19 protein-coding genes are annotated in these 21155 nt (G+C 50.1%); 18 read left to right on the top strand and 1 reads right to left on the bottom strand.

The window, feature by feature from the left end; translation table 11 throughout:
• Nucleotides 1-120: 120 nt before the first annotated feature.
• From ACYVC2_RS31855 to ACYVC2_RS31890, 8 genes are all read left to right on the top strand, one after another.
• The gene (locus tag ACYVC2_RS31855) at nucleotides 121-1623 is read left to right on the top strand and encodes a GH3 auxin-responsive promoter family protein (protein WP_461109656.1); all 1503 of its coding nucleotides are present in this window, start codon (nucleotides 121-123) and stop codon (nucleotides 1621-1623) included.
• A gap of 4 nt (nucleotides 1624-1627) precedes the next feature.
• Nucleotides 1628-1849: a hypothetical protein gene (locus ACYVC2_RS31860; protein WP_461109658.1), complete on the top strand. Its 222-nt coding sequence runs from the start codon at nucleotides 1628-1630 to the stop codon at nucleotides 1847-1849.
• A 53-nt stretch (nucleotides 1850-1902) separates the two neighbouring features.
• Nucleotides 1903-2097, top strand: coding sequence for a type II toxin-antitoxin system RelE family toxin (locus ACYVC2_RS31865; RefSeq protein WP_461109660.1), 195 nt, complete (start codon nucleotides 1903-1905; stop codon nucleotides 2095-2097).
• Complete coding sequence (locus ACYVC2_RS31870; protein ID WP_461109663.1) at nucleotides 2090-3265, top strand: 1-deoxy-D-xylulose-5-phosphate reductoisomerase; 1176 nt, start codon at nucleotides 2090-2092, stop codon at nucleotides 3263-3265. The genes ACYVC2_RS31865 and ACYVC2_RS31870 overlap by 8 nt, the downstream gene beginning before the upstream one ends.
• 161 nt (nucleotides 3266-3426) lie before the next feature.
• Nucleotides 3427-4743, top strand: a complete 1317-nt coding sequence (gene rseP, locus ACYVC2_RS31875; protein WP_461109665.1) for an RIP metalloprotease RseP — start codon at nucleotides 3427-3429, stop codon at nucleotides 4741-4743.
• A 3-nt stretch (nucleotides 4744-4746) separates the two neighbouring features.
• Nucleotides 4747-5271, top strand: a complete 525-nt coding sequence (locus ACYVC2_RS31880) for a DUF6702 family protein (RefSeq protein ID WP_461109667.1) — start codon at nucleotides 4747-4749, stop codon at nucleotides 5269-5271.
• Between the two features lie 177 nt (nucleotides 5272-5448).
• A complete protein-coding gene (gene lon, locus ACYVC2_RS31885; protein WP_461109669.1) occupies nucleotides 5449-7938 on the top strand; it encodes an endopeptidase La in 2490 nt (829 codons plus the stop codon).
• Between the two features lie 172 nt (nucleotides 7939-8110).
• Complete coding sequence (locus tag ACYVC2_RS31890) at nucleotides 8111-9364, top strand: AGE family epimerase/isomerase (RefSeq protein WP_461109671.1); 1254 nt, start codon at nucleotides 8111-8113, stop codon at nucleotides 9362-9364.
• A 9-nt stretch (nucleotides 9365-9373) separates the two neighbouring features.
• Here ACYVC2_RS31890 and murQ read toward each other — a convergent pair whose 3' ends face one another.
• Entirely contained in the window at nucleotides 9374-10186 is an 813-nt protein-coding gene (gene murQ, locus ACYVC2_RS31895; RefSeq protein ID WP_461109673.1) for an N-acetylmuramic acid 6-phosphate etherase, read from the bottom strand.
• 124 nt (nucleotides 10187-10310) lie between these two features.
• Between murQ and ilvD the strand changes: the two genes are divergently transcribed.
• From ilvD to ACYVC2_RS31945, 10 genes are all read left to right on the top strand, one after another.
• Nucleotides 10311-12011: a dihydroxy-acid dehydratase gene (ilvD, locus tag ACYVC2_RS31900; RefSeq protein WP_461109675.1), complete on the top strand. Its 1701-nt coding sequence runs from the start codon at nucleotides 10311-10313 to the stop codon at nucleotides 12009-12011.
• Between the two features lie 63 nt (nucleotides 12012-12074).
• Nucleotides 12075-13820, top strand: coding sequence for a biosynthetic-type acetolactate synthase large subunit (ilvB, locus tag ACYVC2_RS31905; RefSeq protein WP_461109677.1), 1746 nt, complete (start codon nucleotides 12075-12077; stop codon nucleotides 13818-13820).
• A 68-nt stretch (nucleotides 13821-13888) separates the two neighbouring features.
• Nucleotides 13889-14422, top strand: a complete 534-nt coding sequence (gene ilvN, locus ACYVC2_RS31910; RefSeq protein WP_461109679.1) for an acetolactate synthase small subunit — start codon at nucleotides 13889-13891, stop codon at nucleotides 14420-14422.
• Nucleotides 14423-14430: 8 nt separating this feature from the next.
• Complete coding sequence (locus tag ACYVC2_RS31915; RefSeq protein WP_461109681.1) at nucleotides 14431-14700, top strand: hypothetical protein; 270 nt, start codon at nucleotides 14431-14433, stop codon at nucleotides 14698-14700.
• Complete coding sequence (locus tag ACYVC2_RS31920) at nucleotides 14681-14896, top strand: type II toxin-antitoxin system HicB family antitoxin (RefSeq protein WP_461109683.1); 216 nt, start codon at nucleotides 14681-14683, stop codon at nucleotides 14894-14896. The genes ACYVC2_RS31915 and ACYVC2_RS31920 overlap by 20 nt, the downstream gene beginning before the upstream one ends.
• A gap of 43 nt (nucleotides 14897-14939) precedes the next feature.
• The gene (gene ilvC, locus ACYVC2_RS31925) at nucleotides 14940-15983 is read left to right on the top strand and encodes a ketol-acid reductoisomerase (protein WP_461109685.1); all 1044 of its coding nucleotides are present in this window, start codon (nucleotides 14940-14942) and stop codon (nucleotides 15981-15983) included.
• A gap of 110 nt (nucleotides 15984-16093) precedes the next feature.
• Nucleotides 16094-17359 carry a threonine ammonia-lyase IlvA gene (ilvA, locus tag ACYVC2_RS31930; RefSeq protein WP_461109687.1) on the top strand — a complete coding sequence of 422 codons (1266 nt, stop codon included), beginning with the start codon at nucleotides 16094-16096 and terminating at the stop codon, nucleotides 17357-17359.
• Nucleotides 17360-17362: 3 nt separating this feature from the next.
• A complete protein-coding gene (locus ACYVC2_RS31935; RefSeq protein ID WP_461109689.1) occupies nucleotides 17363-18265 on the top strand; it encodes a helix-turn-helix transcriptional regulator in 903 nt (300 codons plus the stop codon).
• A 48-nt stretch (nucleotides 18266-18313) separates the two neighbouring features.
• A complete protein-coding gene (locus ACYVC2_RS31940) occupies nucleotides 18314-18898 on the top strand; it encodes a Crp/Fnr family transcriptional regulator (RefSeq protein ID WP_461109692.1) in 585 nt (194 codons plus the stop codon).
• Nucleotides 18899-19007: 109 nt separating this feature from the next.
• Nucleotides 19008-21149: a DAPG hydrolase family protein gene (locus ACYVC2_RS31945; protein WP_461109694.1), complete on the top strand. Its 2142-nt coding sequence runs from the start codon at nucleotides 19008-19010 to the stop codon at nucleotides 21147-21149.
• Nucleotides 21150-21155: the final 6 nt, after the last annotated feature.

Below are 21155 nucleotides of genomic sequence, written 5' to 3' on the forward strand. Positions count from 1 at the left end.
AAGACAATGTCGTCACACCGGAATGTATAATGATCAAGCAATCACGGGAAATAGCCTTGAGAAGCTGCCAGAACCATTTTGCATGATTCATTCTCTATTATACATTACTTTTGCACTATTATGGGAATTCGTTCAGTTGTCAGTAAGCCGTTAGCCAAGTGGGTTGTCGAGCGCCAGCAAGCCTGGATGTACCAGCCTGACGAGGCTCAGCAGCGTTGGTTTCAACGGTTGATCGACGGCGGCCGCGATACGGTATTCGGTCAGGACCACCGCCTGAAAGACGTACAGACAATTGCCGAATTCCGGCAGGCGGTTCCCGTACGAGATTACGAGGACCTGAAACCGTACATCGAACAGATTCTGAACGGCGGAACCGACGTGCTCTGGAAAGGAAAGCCGCTGTATATGGCCAAAACCTCGGGCACCACTTCGGGTACCAAATACATTCCCATCAGCCAGGATTCGATCTCCAACCACATTGACTCCGCCCGCGACGCGCTGCTGAACTACATTGATGAAACGGGAAACAGCGCATTTCTGGATAAAAAACTTATTTTTCTTTCGGGTAGCCCGGAACTGACGCAAAAAGCAGGCATCAACATCGGACGGCTGTCGGGAATTGCGAACCACCACGTGCCTGCCTACCTGCGGACTAACCAGCTACCCAGCTACGAAACCAATACCATCGACGATTGGGAAGCGAAGCTGGAACGGATCATCGACGAAACTCTGCCGCAGCCGATGTCGCTCATTTCCGGAATTCCACCCTGGGTACAGATGTACTTCGACCGGATTCGGGAACGCACAGGCAAACTGATCAAAGACGTTTTTCCGGATTTCTCAGTCTTTGTTTACGGCGGGGTCAACTTTGAACCCTACCGCGCCAAACTGTTTGAAAGCATAGGCAAGCGCGTCGATTCAATTGAGACATATCCGGCTTCCGAAGGCTTTATTGCTTTTCAGGATTCGCAAACAGAAGAGGGGCTGTTGATGCTCCTGGACAGCGGCATCTTTTTCGAATTCATTGCCGCCGACGAGTACTTCACCGAAAACCCGCGCCGTCTCACAATCGATGAAGTCGAGTTGGGCAAAAACTACGCAGTGATTATTAACAACAACGCCGGGCTCTGGGGTTATTCGCTCGGTGATACGGTTAAGTTTGTATCGCGCGAGCCTTATCGGCTACTGGTGACGGGCCGGATCAAGCATTTCATTTCGGCCTTTGGTGAACACGTTATTGGCGAAGAAGTCGAGAAAGCCCTGAAAGACGCCATGCAGAAGCACCCTGAAACGGAAGTTGTCGAATTCACGGTTGCCCCCATGGTCAGTCCCACAGAAGGTTTGCCTTATCACGAATGGCTGGTTGAGTTCGCTACGCCCCCGCACAACATCCAGGCTTTCGCGCAAGATGTAGACAATCGCCTGACAGAACTAAACGTTTATTACGACGATCTGATTACTGGGTCAATTCTGCAACCGCTGAAACTGACCAGTCTGCCACGCGGTGCTTTTCAGCGGTATATGAAATCGCAGGGTAAACTGGGCGGTCAGAATAAAGTGCCGCGTCTGGCGAATGATAGGAAGATTGCGGATGGGTTACTGGAGGTAAACGAAACGGCGTGATCGTATGGAAGCAATAAATTATCTTACTGATGCTGAGTGGCGTAGAAAAGCGGTGGTTGTTGATTTAATCGAACTAAAACGGCATTACAAGACAGGCCATGATGTGATTGTTTATCTTCAGGAAGAACTTGAAAATTTGCTTGATTTAGAGTTAACAAAGCAAGAAGAAACCATTTCATGGGCTGAATTGAAAAATCAGTTGAAAGATGAGAGGTGGCTTGACTAATCATTTTCTTTAAGAAATCAGCCGCCAAACAGCTTCGTCAACTCCCCAAGACCATGCTTGGTAGAGTCGCATCGGCTATCGACGACTTGGCCAACGATCCACATCAGACTGACTGCAAAAAGTTGAAGAGCGTTGAGGACACATATCGAATTAGAATTGGCGATTACCGTGTGCTTTATACCGTCGATGATAGTATTGTAACGGTAGAAGTCGTTAAAATAGGTGATCGGAAAGATATTTATGAGTAATTCCTCCCCCAAACGTCATATTGCCATCCTTGGCTCGACGGGTTCTATCGGAACCCAGGCCATCGACGTGATTAAGGCCCACCCCGACCAGTTTCAGGTTGAGGTATTGACTACGAATACAAACGCCCAGCTCCTAATTCAACAGGCTGTTGAACTGAAACCAAACGTTGTGGTAATCTGTAATGAGGATTATTACGACCCGGTTTTTGCCGCCCTCGATCCGATGGGCATCAAGGTATACGCTGGTGCCAAAGCCATTGCCTCAGTTGTGCAAATGGACACCGTGGACATGGTATTGACAGCCATGGTCGGCTATGCTGGTCTATTGCCGACCATCAAAGCCATTGAAGCGGGCAAATCCATTGCGCTGGCAAACAAAGAAACGCTGGTAGTAGCGGGCGAGCTGATTACCCGACTGGCCGCGGAGAAGGGCGTGAACATCTACCCCGTCGATTCCGAACATTCAGCTATTTTTCAGTGCCTGGTCGGTGAGTTCCATAACCCCATCGAGAAAATTATCCTGACTGCGTCGGGTGGGCCGTTTCGCGGCAAGTCGCGCGAATTCCTATCGACGGTAACGAAAGCGCAGGCGCTCAAGCACCCAAACTGGACGATGGGCGCAAAGATCACGATCGACTCGGCGACGCTGATGAACAAGGGGCTGGAGGTTATCGAGGCCAAGTGGCTGTTCAGACTGCGGGCTGATCAGATCGATGTTGTCGTTCATCCGCAGAGCATCATTCACTCACTGGTGCAATTTGAAGACGGCAGCCTGAAAGCGCAAATGGGCCTGCCCGATATGCGCCTGCCGATTCAGTTTGCGCTGGGATATCCCAATCGGTTAAGGTCTGATTTCCCGCGGTTTAACTTCCTGGATTACCCCTCCCTCACATTCGAACAGCCGGATCGGAAAACTTTCCGTAATTTGCAACTCGCGTTCGATGCCCTCGAACGGGGGGGAAATGCTCCCTGTATCATTAATGCAGCTAATGAAGTAGCGGTAGAGGCATTTCTGCACGATCGCATCGGTTTTCTGGAGATTTCAGACATCATCGAGCTATGTCTGGCCAAAGTATCGTTCGTTCAGACGCCGGCCTATGATGATTATGTCTACACCAACGAGGAAGCCCGCCAACTGGCTACGGATCGAATTAAAAGTTTGGTTTAACTGTTTGTATCGGACCACCCTCAACCAGCGTTTCTAAATTACATGACATATTGGATATGGTTTAGCATTGGCATTATTCTTGGTATCCTTTTACTACGATTGTTTGGACGTCGATCCAAATAAATCAGGAAGTAACTTAGCCTTCTAGCAGATTAGCATACATGGAAATTTTAATTATGGCCGGACAACTCATTCTGGGTCTGTCCATTTTAGTAGGATTACACGAATTAGGGCACTTGCTGGCTGCTAAGGCATTCGGCATGCGTGTAGAGCAATATTTCATCGGATTTCCCCCAAAGATATGGAGCATCAAACGGGGCGAGACCGAGTACGGCGTTGGGGCTATTCCGCTGGGTGGGTTCGTAAAAATTTCGGGTATGATCGATGAATCCCTCGATACGGCCCACGTCAATGCAGAGCCGCAACCGTACGAATTCCGGGCCAAACCAGCCTGGCAGCGACTGATTGTCATGCTTGGCGGCATCATCGTCAACGTAATCGTGGGTATTCTGATTTTTGTCGTTATAGCTTATAAAAACGGCAATACCTACCTGGCCGCAAAAGACGCTAAATACGGAATTGTCGCTTACGACTTAGCCAAAAGCATTGGCCTGCGCACCGGCGATAAAATTGTCAAGGTGAACGGGAAACCAATTACCGATTTCAATGAAATTCGCAGTTCCGACGTGTTTCTGGGCGACAACAGTTCCTACACCGTCGAACGGAATGGAAAGCTGGAGGATATTTATATTCCCAATAACTTCGTCGATAAATTAGCTGATAAAAAAGCTTCCGGCCAGTTTATCGAACCCATCGAGCCGTTCAAAGTAGCAGAACTGGTACCTGGCCAGCCGGCGGTCAAGGCGGGGTTGAAATCGGGGGATATTATCACCAGCGCTAACGGAAAACCCATTCATTTTTACCACGAATTTACGGAGCTTGTCAAACCGCTCAAGAGCAAACCGCTGACGCTGACGGTCAACCGAAATGGTCAATCCGTTACGCTCAACATCACGACTACGCCCGACGGCACCATTGGCTTCTATCCCCAACTGCTGTTACCCCTGACCACGCAGGAATACACGTTTGGCGAAGCCCTAAACGTGGGAACCAAACGAGCTTTCCAGGTTGTATTCGACAACATCAAAGGGTTTGGCAAAATTTTCCGGGGCGAAGTATCGGCTTCCAAAGCCCTGAGTGGGCCGATCGGCATTGCTCAGAATTTGTTTGGCGGTATCTGGGTCTGGGATCGGTTCTGGACGGTTACCGGGCTGCTTTCTATGGCGCTTGCGTTTATGAACGCTCTGCCTATTCCGGCACTCGACGGTGGTCACGCCACCATACTGGGGTACGAAATTATCTCGGGTCGTAAACCCTCCGACCGGTTCCTCGAAGGGGCTCAGCGGGTGGGGATGGTTATCCTGCTCGGCCTGATGGCTTTTGCTATTTTCAACGACGTTTTCAAAGCCGTTTTTTAATCCTTGAAACTAACGAAACGATCAATCAGTCTGATGCTATTGGTGGCCGGTTGCCTGGTAGGCAGTCGGCCACTGACGCTTCATGATTTTCACGCCAGCGTGACCCAAATGCAGTATAATCCGAAAGAGCGAACGTTTGAGATCAGTGTCCGCATCTTTACGGATGACTTTGAGAAAGGCCTCTCGGCGGCAACAGGGAACAAAATTATGCTGTCCAGTACGCCCGGCCCGAACGATAAAAACGAGCCGTTGATCGAAAAATACATTCTTGCTCATTTCAACTACGTCAGTCCACAAAAACAGCCAAAACCTATAAAATATGTGGGTCATGAGGTGGAGGCAGATGCCAACTGGGTTTATCTGGAAATGCCCTACCCAGAAGCATTTCATGGTGGCTTGCTGAAACAGAATGTGCTGATGGAGTTGTTTGACGACCAGGTCAATATGGTCAATATTCAATATCAGGGGCAGAAAAAAACGTTTGTCTTCCGTAAAAACCAGCCGATTCAGGACCTTTCGTTCGATTAATAAATTTATCCAACTACAAACTATTCTATTTAGTTACTTTTGCAATCCTGGTAAAGTCTGTCATCCAGTCATAGTATACGTTGCTGGCACAGGGCTTGCAGATAACATATACCCCTCTTTTCTTAACAGTTTAGGTACCTACCACGTAATAGAAGCTGTCAGCTTGACAGTGTATATATGATTTCAGAAAAAGAATTAGCTACCCGTTTGTTGCTGGCCGATTTCGATTCGGACAATTTGGAAATTGTACCGCTCGGTTCGCCAGAAGGGTTAGATGACGATTATGAATTACCGGCAAATCTGCCCATTCTGCCGGTTCGCAATACGGTTTTATTTCCAGGTATGGTCATTCCCGTTACGGTTGGACGCTCCAAATCGATCCGGCTGGTCAAACGGGCGTACAAAGGCAATCGGATCATTGGCGTAACAGCCCAGTTGAATCAGCAGAAAGACGAACCAACTGCCGACGATTTATACCGATTTGGCACGGTAGCCTATATCATCAAAATGATTACCCTGCCCGATGGAAACATAACGATTATCATTCAGGGTAAAAAACGCTTCGAAATTACGCAGATCACGCAGGAAGAGCCGTTCATGATGGCGCAGGTTCGGCAGATCGACGATGCCTTCCCGAATGTCAACAAAAAAGAAGGCAAAGCGCTGCTGCAATCGCTGAAGGATGCCGCCTATAAAATCTTGCGGCTCAATCCCGAAATTCCTCAGGAAGCCCGGATTGCACTCGACAATATCGAAAGCCCTACCTTCCTGCTGCATTTTTTATCCTCAAACCTCAACGCCGAAGTGGCTGACAAACAGCGGCTTCTGGAGCTTCTGGAGGGTAGCCAACAGGCGAATCTGTTGCTGGAGTATATGCTCCGCGAAGTTCAGTTGCTTGAGCTGAAGCGCGAAATTCAGTCCAAAGCTTCGTCGGATCTCGATCAGCAGCAACGGGATTATTACCTGCGCCAGCAAATGAAAGTCCTTCAGGACGAACTGGGAATGGACAACCCCGACCGCGAGATCGACGAGCTGCGAATGAAAGGAGATCGAAAAAAATGGTCTACTGAAGTCCGGGCCCATTTCGATAAAGAACTGAATAAGTTACAGCGCATCAACCCAATGGCCCCGGAATACCCGGTGACCATGAATTACGTCGAGCTGATGGTCGACCTGCCCTGGAACGAGTTCACGAAAGATAATTTCGACCTGAAGCGGGCACAGAAAATTCTGGATACGGACCACTTCGGGCTGGAGAAAGTAAAAGAGCGGATTATCGAGTACCTCGCCGTTCTGAAATTGAAGAACGACATGAAAGCCCCTATTCTTTGCCTGTATGGCCCGCCGGGCGTAGGCAAAACCTCGCTGGGTAAATCGGTTGCCAAGGCGTTGGGGCGTAAATATTGCCGTATGTCGCTGGGTGGTGTGCACGACGAGGCCGAGATTCGTGGTCACCGCAAAACCTACATTGGCGCGATGCCTGGCAAGGTGATTCAGAATATTCGTAAAAGTGGCACCGCTAATCCGGTGTTTATCCTGGACGAGATCGATAAGGTTAGTTCCGATTTTCGGGGCGATCCATCGTCAGCGCTGCTCGAAGTCCTCGACCCGGAGCAGAACTCGACCTTTATGGACAACTACCTGGAAACCGAGTTCGACCTGTCGCGGGTGTTGTTCATCGCCACCGCTAATTCGCTCGACACCATTCAGCCCGCCCTGCGCGATCGGATGGAGATCATCGATATTGCCGGCTACACCGTCGAAGAGAAACTCCAGATTGCCAAAAAATACCTGATTCCGAAACAACGCAAAGACCACGGGCTGAAACCTAAAGATCTGGTGATCGAAGACAAAGCCATTCTGCGCATTATCGAGGGGTATACCCGCGAATCCGGGGTTCGGAATCTGGAACAAAAAATTGGGGCACTGGTCAGAAAAGTTGCCAAATCCATTGCCATGGAGGAGGAATACAACCATACGGTAAAAGCTACCGATATCCCGAAACTGCTCGGCGCCGAGATTTTCGATAAAGAACTCTACGCGGACGACGATATTGCCGGTATTGTAACGGGTCTGGCCTGGACACAGGTAGGGGGCGAAATTCTCCTCATCGAATCGAGCCTGAGTCGAGGAAAGGGCGTATTGACACTATCGGGGCAACTAGGCGATGTGATGAAAGAATCGGCTATTACAGCACTCTCCTACCTGAAAGCGCATGCCGATGATTTAGGCATCGACTACCGGATTTTCAGTAACTACGATCTGCACATTCATATTCCGGCGGGTGCCGTTCCGAAAGATGGCCCTTCGGCCGGGATTACGATGCTGACCTCCATGACGTCGATTTATACACAGCGCAAGGTGAAGCCGTACCTGGCCATGACCGGCGAAGTAACCTTACGGGGTAAGGTTTTACCAGTCGGTGGCATCAAAGAAAAGATTCTGGCGGCTAACCGGGCGGGTATCAAAGAGGTTATTCTTTGTTCCAAGAACCGGAAAGACATCGAGGAGATCAATCAGACGTATATCAAGGATCTGACTTTCCACTACGCGGATACGGTCGATCAGGTGCTGGCCATTGCTCTATTGCCCGGCCAGGTTGGTAAACCCATGAAGTTTATACTGCCGGAAGAGCGAGAGCATCGGGAAGTGGAAAAAGTATACTAATCGACGATCGGATACTGTAAACGCACTTTCCATTGTCAGCACTCCATTTATAAGCTGATAACTATCGACCCGGAGAGTGGCATTACAGTTGTAGTGCCGCCCTCCGGGTCGATAGTTATAAAGGCGTCCTAATCCATTTGCTGTTGCCCACGAAATAAACCGTAAATCGTTCGTGCTGGATTTTCAAAAACTCTCGGCTACGTATCATCAGGCATTATTACGTCAGGTGGTCCCATTTTGGCTCAAACACAGCCAGGATACGCAATGCGGTGGGTATTTCGATATGCTGACAGCAACAGGCGACGTAATCGAGGGAGACAAATTCGTTACGATGCAGGCCCAGCAAGCCTGGGCCTTTGCCTGGATTTATAGTACGCTCGACGGCCAGCCGGCCTGGCTAGCACACGCTCTGCATGGTGCTTCGTTTCTCCGTCAGTTTGCGCATCCTGAAAGCGCAGCCTCTTATACCCAGCTTGACCGACGCGGGCGCCCGGTTGCTCTGGCTTCGGATACTGTGCCAAGTAGCTTTTCTGTGATGGCATACGCGCAACTGTATCGCGCCACTACCGACGACGAGTGGGCTACACTAGCCAAAAAAGTTTTTTCGGAGCTGCTTTCACGCCGGAACGCCTTCATTGAGGAAACGAAGCTGATGCGTAGTGACCACCGGCCAACTCGTCATCTTAGCGAACCGCTTGCTTTACTGAAAGCTACACAGGAAATGCAGCCGTTGTTGGAGGAAGACGACTGGAAACAGCAGATCGACAGCATTGTACAGGAACTATTGCACGAGTTTGTCGACCGACGTACCAGTACGCTCCGGGAATACATCTTACCGGATGGCGCATTTATCAACACCCCCGAAGGCCGTCGGCTCAACGTGGGCCTGATCTTCCAGACTGCTGGCTATCTGTTTGACCTGTACGCCGACAATGCAGCTTCTGTATTCAAGACCAACTCGGCGGGATTTATCAATCGAAAACTGGCCACTCAACTTGTTACCTGGTGTTTGCAAATCTGCGAACAGGCGTGGAACGAATCAGCAGGGGGGCTGGATCAGTATGTAGATCTAAAACGGCAGCCCAGCGTTTTTCCAGACTGGCATCAGAAATGGGCCTGGGTACAGGTAGAAGCACTGGCTGCTCTTTTAAAAGGCTATGCCGCTACCCGCCACCCTGACTGCCTCCGATGGTTCAAACGAATACATGAATACACGTTTCAACATTTTCCCGATCCGAAAAATACGGGCTGGCAGCTGGCGCTCGATCAATACGCGCATCCACTTCTGTCGGCTAAGGCGATTCCAGCAGTTGGCGGTTTCTCACTGATCCGATGCCTGGCCGAAACAGCACAGCTACTGATTAAATGCAATCAGCTCCGACCGGTGGAGCCATCCAGCCGGGCTGGACTTTCCCTGAACCCGTAAATTTTATATTCACTCATTTTTCGCCGGCTGGTACCCATCGATAGCCCCACGCACGTTTCCGAATTGCTGCAGCAACGCTTCGGCTTCGGCTCGATCGACTCCCAGTTCGCTCATCACCATTTTAGCCGCCCGGTCCTGCAATTTGATATTGCTCAGTTGCATATCGACCATTTTGTTGCCTTTTACCCGACCCAGCTGAATCATCACTGAGGTCGAGAGCATGTTCAGGACTAGTTTCTGAGCGGTTCCGGCTTTCATGCGCGTGCTGCCCGTAACGAACTCTGGCCCAACGACCACTTCTACCGGAAACTCAGCCGCCTGCGCTACCGCCGACCCTTCGTTACAAACGATACAGCCAGTCAGTAATCCAGCCCGACGGGCTTCCTGCAAACCACCAATAACGTAGGGTGTACGCCCGGAGGCTGCAATACCGATGACAGTATCCAGTTCATCAGGTTGGTAGGGCGCCATATCTTTCCAGGCCTGTTCAGGGTCATCTTCGGCAAATTCAACTGCTTTTCGAATGGCTCCGTCGCCACCGGCTATCAGGCCAATCACCAGGTCGGGCGGCACCCCATACGTGGGCGGACATTCGGATGCATCCACGATACCCAAACGCCCACTGGTTCCGGCACCGATATAAATGAGTCGCCCACCCTGTTTCATGCGCTTAACGATTTCCGTTACCAGTGCTTCAATTTGCGGAATAGCTTTTTCAACGGCTAGCGGAACGGTTTTATCCTCTTTATTTATGCTTACCAGCAAATGATGCACCGACATCTGCTCTAGATGGTCATAGTGCGAGGCTGTTTCTGTTGTCATAATTCAAAAGTAACAGGTGCACTGGCTAACTAACAAAAAATGATTTTTTCTTGCCTTTCCCAAAAACTGAATGTTTATTTACGGCGTTATTACACTATCAGCGAAATTTCGCTAATCGTTAAATATGATTGCTGACCAACCAACTACCGAGCTTAACAGATTCAGTCGGACGATAACCCAGGAAATCAGTAACCCAGCTGCCAAAGCGATGCTTTATGGCGTCGGCCTGAGTGACGAAGACATGCAAAAACCCCAAATTGGCATCGCCAGCACGGGCTATGAAGGCAACACCTGCAACATGCACCTGAATGGGTTGTCCGTTTATGTCAAGCAGGGTATTCAGGCGAATGGGTTGGTCGGTCTGATTTTTAACACAATTGGTGTATCCGATGGCATGACCAATGGCAACGACGGCATGCGTTATTCACTGCCTAGCCGTGATCTTATCGCCGACTCTATTGAATCGGTAGTAGCGGCTCAGTGGTACGATGGTGTCGTGACGGTAGTCGGCTGCGACAAAAACATGCCGGGCGCTGTCATGGCTATGGCTCGACTCGACCGTCCGGGTATTATGGTATACGGTGGTACGATTCGTTCAGGTCATTATAAAGGTCAAAAACTGGATATCGTTTCAGCTTTTGAAGCCCTTGGCAAGCGCTACGCCGGGAACATTTCCGACGAGGATTATGAAGGAGTGATAAAAAATTCTATCCCAGGTGCCGGTGCCTGCGGAGGTATGTACACGGCCAACACCATGGCCAGCAGCATTGAAGCGATGGGCTTGAGCCTGCCTTTCAGCAGCACGTATCCAGCTACACACGAAGGTAAGCAGGAAGAATGCAAGAAAATCGGAGCCGCCATGCGCATCCTGCTGGAGCGGAATATTACCCCGAAAGAAATCATCACCCGCCAATCGCTCGAAAACGCACTGACTCTTGTGATGGCCCTGGGCGGCTCAACGAATGCCGTTTTGCATTACCTGGCGATTGCGCGCGCAGCCGGTATCCAACTCACCATCGACGAAATTCAGGCGATCAGCGATCGCACGCCTTTACTGGCTGATCTGAAACCAAGCGGTAAATATTACATGGAAGACCTGCTTGGCATCGGTGGGGTACCAGCTGTAACAAAGTACCTGTATCAGAATGGCTTCATTCACGGCGATTGCCTGACGGTTACGGGTAAAACCGTAGCGGAAAATCTGGCCGAAGCATCAGACCTGAATTTTGACACCCAGAAGATTATATTTCCGCTAAGCCAACCCATCAAGTCAACGGGGCATATACAAATCCTGCGTGGTAATTTAGCCCCTACCGGCTCGGTAGCCAAAATCACGGGAAAAGAAGGGCTGAAATTTGAAGGTACGGCCAAAACTTTCGAACACGAAAGCGAAATCATCGACGCCCTGCAAAAAGGCGAAATTCTACCGGGCCAGGTTCTTGTTATCCGTAATGCGGGTCCCAAAGGTGGTCCGGGCATGAGCGAAATGCTGAAGCCTACCTCGGCCATTATGGGCGCAGGACTGGGCGATAAAGTAGCCCTGATCACGGACGGACGGTTTTCGGGTGGTACTCACGGTTTCGTAGTCGGTCACGTAACGCCGGAAGCCTACGAAGGCGGCCCTATTGCGCTCGTTCGCAACGGCGACCAGATCACCATTGACGCTACCAAGCGCGAACTGACCTTACATGTCTCCGACGAGGAACTGGCGCACCGGAAGAGTGAATGGCAACAACCCGATCCATTATTTACTAAGGGCGTACTGGGTAAATACATCCGGAACGTCAAGTCAGCGAGCGAGGGGTGCGTAACGGACGAAGTCTAGAGAATACTAATAGACACATAGTAACACAACAAACTGAATACGACCTTAAATCGAGCAAGCATCATGGAAGCAATCGCCAGCGTCATGCCGGAAGTTATCGAAACGGCTTCGGCACCTACTTACATTAACGGCTCGCACGCCCTTATGATGGCCCTTGTTGCCGAAGGCGTCGAAACCATTTTTGGGTATCCCGGCGGTGCCATCATGCCCGTCTATGATGCTCTATATGATTATCAGCATCAGCTGAACCACATTCTGGTGCGCCACGAACAGGGAGCCGGTCATGCTGCCGAAGGCTACGCCCGGGTAACGGGCCGGGCTGGGGTATGCCTGGTTACCTCCGGACCGGGAGCGACTAACCTCGTCACGGCCATTGCCGACGCCCTGATCGATTCTACGCCGATGGTCTGCATTGTGGGCCAGGTTGCCAAAAAACTACTCGGTACAGACGCGTTTCAGGAAGCCGATGTAATTGGTGTGACGATGCCGATCACCAAATGGAATTATCAGATCACGGCGGCCGATGAAGTCCCAGAGATCCTTTCTAAAGCGTTTTACATCGCTCAGTCGGGCAGACCCGGCCCCGTATTGATCGACATTACGAAAAGCGCACAGCTGGAATTGATGACGAAGCCGTTCGTGTACGAACGGTGCCAGAGCATTGTCAGCTACCGGCCCCGGCTCATTCCCAAACAAGAGCAGATCGAAGCCGCGGCCCGACTGATCAACTCAGCCAAACGACCGTATGCGCTGGTGGGTCACGGGGTTCAGATTGCCAAAGCGGAGGAGGAGTTGAAAGCCTTCGTCGAGAAAACCGGTATTCCCGTCGCCACGACTCTACTGGGACAGTCTACGATTCCGACCGACCATCCATTGTACGTGGGTTGGCTGGGTATGCACGGCAACTATGGTCCAAACGTCATGACCGATCAGGCCGACGTGATCATCGCTATCGGTATGCGCTTCGACGACCGCGTGACGGGAGACGCCAGTAAGTTCATCCAGCAAGCGAAAGTCATTCATATTGAGATCGACCCGTCGGAAATCGGTAAAATCATGCATGCCCACGCGCCTGTAGTCGGCGATGCAAAAGAAGCGCTCAAAGCACTGCTTCCGCTTGTCGAGCCCAACGATCACACCGTATGGCGGAACGAATTCAGAAAGTACGACGCGGTTGAACACGAAACCATTACGGTTCCTGCGCTGACCAATTCCGATGGCAAAATTAAAATGGGGGAGGTCATCGACTTGTTGTCGAAAAAAACCAGGGGCGAGGCTATTCTGGTAACCGACGTGGGGCAGCACCAAATGATGGCTTCCCGTTATTACCAGTTCCGTCGGCCGAACAGTCTGGTTACGTCGGGAGGCATGGGAACGATGGGTTTTGCTTTACCGGCTGCGTTTGGAGCACAGGTTGGCGCTCCCGACCGCCGGGTCGTTGCGGTCATTGGCGACGGTTGTTTCCAGATGACCCTGCAGGAACTGGGAACGATTGTTCAAAACAAACAACCCGTCAAAGCTATCATCCTGAATAACAACTTCCTGGGTATGGTTCGGCAATGGCAGCAACTGTTCCACGAACGGCGCTATTCATTTGTGGAGCTACAGAATCCTGATTTTATCACCATCGCCAAGGGCTTCGGTATGGCCGGTCAGACTTGCAGCGAACGGGAGAACCTGTCGGCAGCCCTCGATACGATGCTGGCCTATGATGGTCCTTTCCTGCTCGAAGTGATCGTAGAAACAGAAGAGAACGTTTTCCCGATGGTACCTGCCGGAACCAGTGTTTCGCACATCAGACTGAAATAAGGGTATAACGGACTTCAGTCCGATTACTAAATAGCCTCATCGAAACCGGACTGGAGTCCGCGATACGTATGACTACATACACCATTTGTATATTCACCGAAAATACGATCGGACTGCTCAACCGCATCACGATCATTTTCACCCGCCGACGGATTAATATCGAGAGCCTGACCGTGTCGGAAACAGAACGGCATGGCATTTCACGCTTCACCATCGTCATTAAGCACGAAACTCGCGAGGAAGTCGAAAAACTCGTCCGGCAGATCCGCAAAATCGTGGAAGTTATGGCCGTTTTCGGCTACCTGAACGACGAGATCGTCTACAACGAAATTGCGCTGTTCAAGATATCGACACCGCTGGGTGGCAAATCGCTGGATGTGGAAACCATCAACCAGCATTATAAAGCCTGGGTGGTTTACTGGGGCCTGGATTATGTCGTTATCGAGAAGACGGGGAGCGACACTGAGATCATGGACTTTTTCCAGTATATCCGTCCTTTTGGCATTCTGGAATTCGTTCGTTCTGGCCGTGTAGCCGTCGGCAAAACGGAGAAAGGTCTGGTAGAGTACCTGCCCGCTGCTGAAACAGTACAATATATGTAAGAAAACCAATGAGTAAATTTGAAAAATTGCTTATCAAGCTTTTACGGGGGCAGTCTGACGCCAATTTCAGCTTTGAAGAAGTAAGAAATTTATTACTCAAACTTGGTTTCGACGAGCGAATAAAGGCAAGCCATCATATTTATTCCAAGGATGGAATTGAAGAAATTATCAATCTTCAGTCTAAGCAGGGCCAGGCAAAAGCATATCAGGTAAAACAAGTTCGGAATTTGGTTCTAAAGTATAAGCTAGACATTGACGATGATGGGACCGAAATATGAGATTATCATTTACTGGAGCGAAGAAGACGATAGCTTCATCGCTGAAGTACCCGAGCTTCCCGGTTGCATGGCTGACGGCGAAACATATCAGGAAGCGTTATCCAATGCTGAAGTAGTTATCCAGGAATGGCTGGAGACGGCCGAGGGCTTAGGCCGTCCCATTCCTAAGCCTAAAGGCAGGCTTTTATTTGCGTAACCAATTAGTAACCATAGATACGAGTACCAAAACCAATTAAACAATGGCAACGATTAATTTCGGAGGAGTTGAAGAGCAAGTTGTAACGCGGGAAGAATTTCCGTTAGAAAAAGCCCGCGAGATGCTGGCCGATGAAACCATCGCCGTGATCGGCTATGGCGTACAGGGCCCAGGTCAGTCGCTGAATATGCGCGACAACGGCTTCAACGTTATCGTCGGACAGCGGAAAGGCAAAACCTACGACAAAGCTGTCGCCGATGGCTGGGTGCCGGGCGAAACCCTGTTCGAAATCGAAGAAGCCCTCGAAAAAGGCACGATCATCTGTTTCTTATTGTCTGATGCGGCTCAGATCGAACTCTGGCCAACCGTTAAAAAGTATCTGACTCCCGGAAAATCACTGTATTTCTCGCACGGCTTCGGCGTGACGTATAAAGATAAAACGGGTATTATCCCCCCTCCTGACGTCGACGTGTTTCTTGTGGCTCCTAAAGGCTCAGGTACTTCGCTGCGCCGGTTGTTCGTTGAAGGAAAAGGGCTGAACTCCAGCTTTGCTATCTATCAGGATGCCAGCGGCAACGCCCGTAACAAAGCCATCGCCATGGGCATCGGCGTGGGGTCAGGGTATTTGTTCGAAACTGATTTTTATAAAGAAGTAACCTCTGACCTGACCGGCGAGCGGGGTACGCTGATGGGCGCTATCCAGGGAATCTTTGCCGCTCAGTATGAAGTGCTGCGCGCCAATGGCCATAGTCCTTCGGAAGCCTTCAACGAAACCGTCGAAGAGCTGACTCAGTCGCTGATGCCGCTGGTCGCCGAAAACGGCATGGACTGGATGTACGCCAACTGCTCGACTACGGCGCAACGTGGAGCGCTGGATTGGTGGAAACCTTTCCGCGATGCAACCAAGCCCGTATTCGAAAAACTGTATAATTCTGTCAAATCGCAGGAGCAGGCTGAAATCAGCATTACGCGTAACTCGCAACCCGATTACCGCGAGAAGCTGGAAGGTGAACTGGCCGAACTTCGCGAATCGGAAATGTGGCAGGCAGGGGCAGCGGTACGGTCGCTACGGCCGGAGCGGAGCTAGCCTGGAAATCAATCATGGTTAATGTACAATGAATAATGTAAATTTGTTGGGATGGGGCATCCTCACTTCGCCGATTATACATTATTCATTGTACATTTTTTATTACTGATGTGACGCCTACAGACGCTCGAATCATCTTCCCCGACCTCGATAATATTTACCTGGCTGCCGAGCGGCTTCAGGGTATTGCTGCTCATACGCCCTTACAGGAGAACATCAACCTCTCGGACCGGTACGGAGCTACTATTTACCTCAAGCGGGAAGATTTACAGGTAGTCCGGTCGTATAAAATCCGGGGGGCTTACAATAAGATGGCTAGCCTGCCGGCCGAATCTCTCGCGAACGGGGTCGTATGCGCCAGCGCCGGTAACCACGCGCAGGGTGTGGCTTACGCCTGTCGGAAAATGGCCGTGCGCGGTACCATTTTTATGCCAACCACTACGCCGAATCAGAAGATAAAGCAGGTGAAACTGTTCGGAAAAGAATTCGTGGATGTCGTATTGATTGGCGACACGTTCGATGATGCTTTTCATGCCGCTATCGAATTTGTGAATACTCATGACAGCACGTTCGTTCATCCCTTCGACGATTTGCAGGTGATGGAAGGCCAGGGTACTGTTGGACTGGAAATTTTTAAAGACTCCAACGTAAAGATCGATTACCTGCTGATGGCCATCGGCGGGGGCGGTCTGGCAGCCGGCGTTTCGGCCGTTTTTAAGCAGTTAAGCCCCAAAACCAAACTCATCGGTGTTGAGCCACTGGGATCGCCGTCTATGAAAGTGTCGATCGACGCAGGCCACGTAATCGCGCTTGATCAGATCGATAAATTTGTGGATGGAGCCGCCGTCAAACGACCGGGCGATACCACCTTTGAGGTCTGCCGCCAAAACCTGGACCGTGTTCTGCTCATTCCTGAAGGGAAGGTCTGTACGACAATCCTGAAATTATACGACGAAGATGCTATCGTGGCTGAGCCGGCCGGTGCTCTTACCATTGCCGCGCTGGACTTACTAAAGGACGAAATTCGGGGGAAGAACGTCGTGTGTCTGGTCAGTGGTGGCAACAACGACATTACCCGCACGGAGGAGATCAAAGAACGGTCGCTGTTATACGAGGGCCTGAAGCATTATTTCATCATCCGGTTTCCACAACGGGCCGGCGCCTTCCGCGACTTTCTGAATGTACTGGGCCCCACAGACGACATCAGCCGGTTTGAATACGTCAAGAAAACGAACCGCGAAACCGGACCGGCGGTGGTGGGCATCGAGCTAAAAAACCGCGAAGATTATGAGCCGCTCATTCAGCGTATGGAAGCGCAAAGTATTGTGTACGAGTATCTGAATGATCAGCCGGATCTGTTCCAGTTCTTAGTATAACCCATGCTCCGTGTTCCTTCTTCCATCCAACCCGATCAGTTTCAGTCACTGAACATTCAGCGAACCGACGGTTCGGAGATGACCTTTGTGGCTTATCGGAGCGACGTATATCCGGAACGGAACGAGGTTTTTTTCGAAGAGCACGCAGTTATCGTGGTATTGGAGGGTGCGAAAAAGTTTAGTTCCCCCACCCAGGAGCTACATGTACACAAAGGGGACATTTTGTTTTTTCAGCGGGGCTGTTATTCAATGAACGAGTCTATCGACAACAGCTACCGCAGTTTGGTGTTTTTCGTCAATGAAAAATTATTAAAAGAGTTTGTTAGTCAGCACCTGACGCTATTTCAGGCGGCATCAACGACCCTGCCATCCGATCTTATTCTGGCTTTTTCATCCTCGGCTGCCTTTACGACTTTTATCGACTCGTTATTACCCTATTTTGGGTCTAGAACCCCTTTCCTCAATGAACTGCTCCGCCTTAAATTTCAGGAGCTGCTGCTGCATCTACTCGAACTCGATTCGATCGGACAATTACGGGCGCTCCTGCTGCACATTTATCAGGGTCAGAAAACAGACCTTGATTACCTGATGAGTACTTATCTGCTCAAGCCTTTGGCCATGAGTGAATTAGCCAGAATATCCGGTCGGAGTCTATCGGCTTTTAAACGGGATTTTGAGGATCATTTTCACACTTCGCCTGGTCACTGGATTCGGCGAAAGCGCCTTGAACATGCCCATTTTCTGCTTCGGAATACCACCAAAAACGTATCGGAAGTAAGTCTCGAAATCGGTTACGAAAGCGTATCTCATTTCATCAAAGCTTACAAGCAACAATACGGTTTTACCCCCAAACAAGCTTATCGTACCTCGTCTGGGTTACCCCTGGTAGCTTCATCGTCCCAATAGTTATAGTCTGAATAGCCAACGCTTCTAAACGGCTATCCTCTTGTAACTATGCTGCCTCCCTACCTCATTTCCGAATTGACCAAAGCGAATGTATCGCCCCAATCACTGGAAAATATTCTTCAATACGTTTCATTTCTAAACGTAAAAAATCAATCACAACTTATTCGGCCCGGTCAGGTATGCGACCAGGTCTATTTTATTTTGTCGGGAAGTTTTGTGTGCAGGTATATCGACGAAGACCTTGAGATCGAAAAGACAATCAATTTCTTCATGGAAGATCTGCACCCGTTTATGAGCTGTGTGGACAGTTTTTTTTCGGGCACAAAAACCAAGTGTGAGCTACGTGCCATCACCAACTCGATGGTACTGACCCTGAGCAAACAGCAACTTGAGTCATTGATTTATACCGATATCAACTTCTTTCGATTTTATCATTCAGTCGTAACAACCGCCCTACAGGAAGAAAATGACTTCAAGCTCAAAATCATTGCCTATACGTCGGACCAGCTTTATCAATACCTGATCAGAACTTTTCCGATGATTATCCAGCGCATTCCTTCTCGCTTTATTGCCGAATTTATGGGCATTTCATCCGAGTGGCTAAGCAAACTAAAACGTAAATACCGACGCTAGCCCGTCAATCCGCTCAGTAAGGCTGGATTGCTGCATTTCTTGAATTAATTCAAGTGCACCTTCCAATTCATCCCGGTAGGTTTGAGAACTCTTCAAACGTCTCAACCCTATGGCAAAAGATTATCCCGGCTACCAATCACCGGACTACACTGCTCCTTTCGCTAAATTTTATAACGAAGAGCTTCTGCCCCTGGCTACACACGTGCAGGAAGCCTTACACCATTCGCCTTTATCCACCGAAATCCTGCCTCCTTTTATAGCCGCAAGATATCTGGAAAAGGACGGATATACCAACGGCGAAAACGGCTATACCAGATTCGACGACGGAAGCATTCACGTAGCCATCCATACATTCATGCCTAACGTAACCCCGCCTATGTGGGATTGGTGGTTCGGCTGGCACGGTTGTCAGGATAGCCGTTATAAACTATGGCACCCCAAAGCCCACGTTAGCGCGCGCTGGGAAGATGGGAAAGACAATGTAGCCTATGTAGGGCGGAACTCGCTCATTAAAGAGTATATCGGACAAGAGTTACTGGGCGCCGTTATCCAGTTTAAATCGCCCATTGAGTTTGGCTTCTCGTTCGATTCCGTCAACCAGCCCGATAAAGCCGTTTACATCTGCGCGCGCCTGGGTCACGACAGTTTACCCATCGATTATGGCTATCTGGTGCATCAGGTCCGGACCGTTGAAGGCGGTTCCGAAATGCGGTCGAGGTTCTGGCTGGGTGGTCAATACGTCAGCCTCCGCAAAACCAGTGCCGTAGCCGCGTACATCGCTGACATTATCCGAAAGTTCCGGTTATTACCCCCAACATTTGCCCCAGATCTACTTCGACATTGTTCCGAAGAGATGTCTCACCTGGCGGCTTTCCTGCCCTCGCTCCACGCCGAATTCAGCCAGCAACCGAACGATTTGCAGGTAGCAGGCACCATCACTCAACGCGCCGATGCTGGTTTCGATAAACTGGTACTAGACACACTATTCAACAAAATCGATCCTGGCAAACGGCCTGAAATGGTAGTAGAGCCACAAACCGTTCAGGATATTATCGCTACCCTGAAATACGCCCGTTCAGTTGGAAAGAAAATCACTGTTTGCTCAGGTGGGCATAGCTTCAGCGCTAATCATGTGCGCGATAACAGCATTTTACTGCTGATGAAACAGTTCAACAGCTACGACATCAACGTGGATGCCATGACAGCCAAAGCAGGCCCTGGCGTTGGTGGTAGCGTACTGATGCAGGCGTTGTACAAACACAACCTATTTTTTCCGGCTGGGCATTGTAAAGGTGTATGCATTGGTGGATACCTGTTGCAGGGAGGGTATGGCTGGAACGGCCGAAAATTGGGGATTGCCTGTCAAAGCGTCATTGGCCTCGACATTATTACGGCCGATGGCGAACTGGTTCATGCTAACACGGAGCAAAATGCAGACCTGTTCTGGGCGGCCCGGGGAGCAGGCCCCGGCTTTTTTGGTATTGTCATTTGCTTCCATCTGAAACTCTATGTACTACCTAAATATCGGGCCGTTATCGCTCATGATTTTCATATTAAATACCTGGAAGACGTATATAACTGGGCGTATGAAGTCGGGCCCACTATCCCGAAGGCTGTTGAATTTCAACTGCTCATGAGCAGTAATATGCTGAACCTGCTTGGGCCAGGCATCGAAGCCATAGCCCCCATTTTTGCCGATACCGAGGACGAGTACGACGAAGCTATGGCATTCATGAAAAACAGCCCTATAAAGCACAAAGCCCTTATTGCTACCCCTGCTTTCGACCCAGGTATCGATATGTTGTACAAAACAACCATGAGCCACTATCCTGAAAACCACTGCTGGAGCGTCGATAATATGTGGACCCACGCGCCACTCGACTACCTGATGCCATTTATTAAAGAAATTGCCCGAACGCTTCCTCCTGCGCCATCGCACTTCTTATGGCTCAATTGGCACCCAGGCCAGCTATCGACGAACATGGCCTATTCAAAAGAAGATAGTGTTTACCTGGCGCTGTATGGCACCTGGAAAAATCACATCGATACGGCTAAGTATGGCGATTGGGCCTCGAATCTAATGCGTCAAATGGCTCACCTGTCGACTGGAATCCAGCTCGCCGACGAAGGACTCCACAAACGTACCGCCCCATTTCTGTCGGAAAACCACCTGGAAAGGCTTCAGGTCATCCGGGCACGACGCGACCCACACAGCCTTTTCTACGAATGGCATAGCCGCCCAGCTATTTAGTCCGCT

The sequence above is a fragment of the Spirosoma koreense genome, from assembly GCF_054777875.1.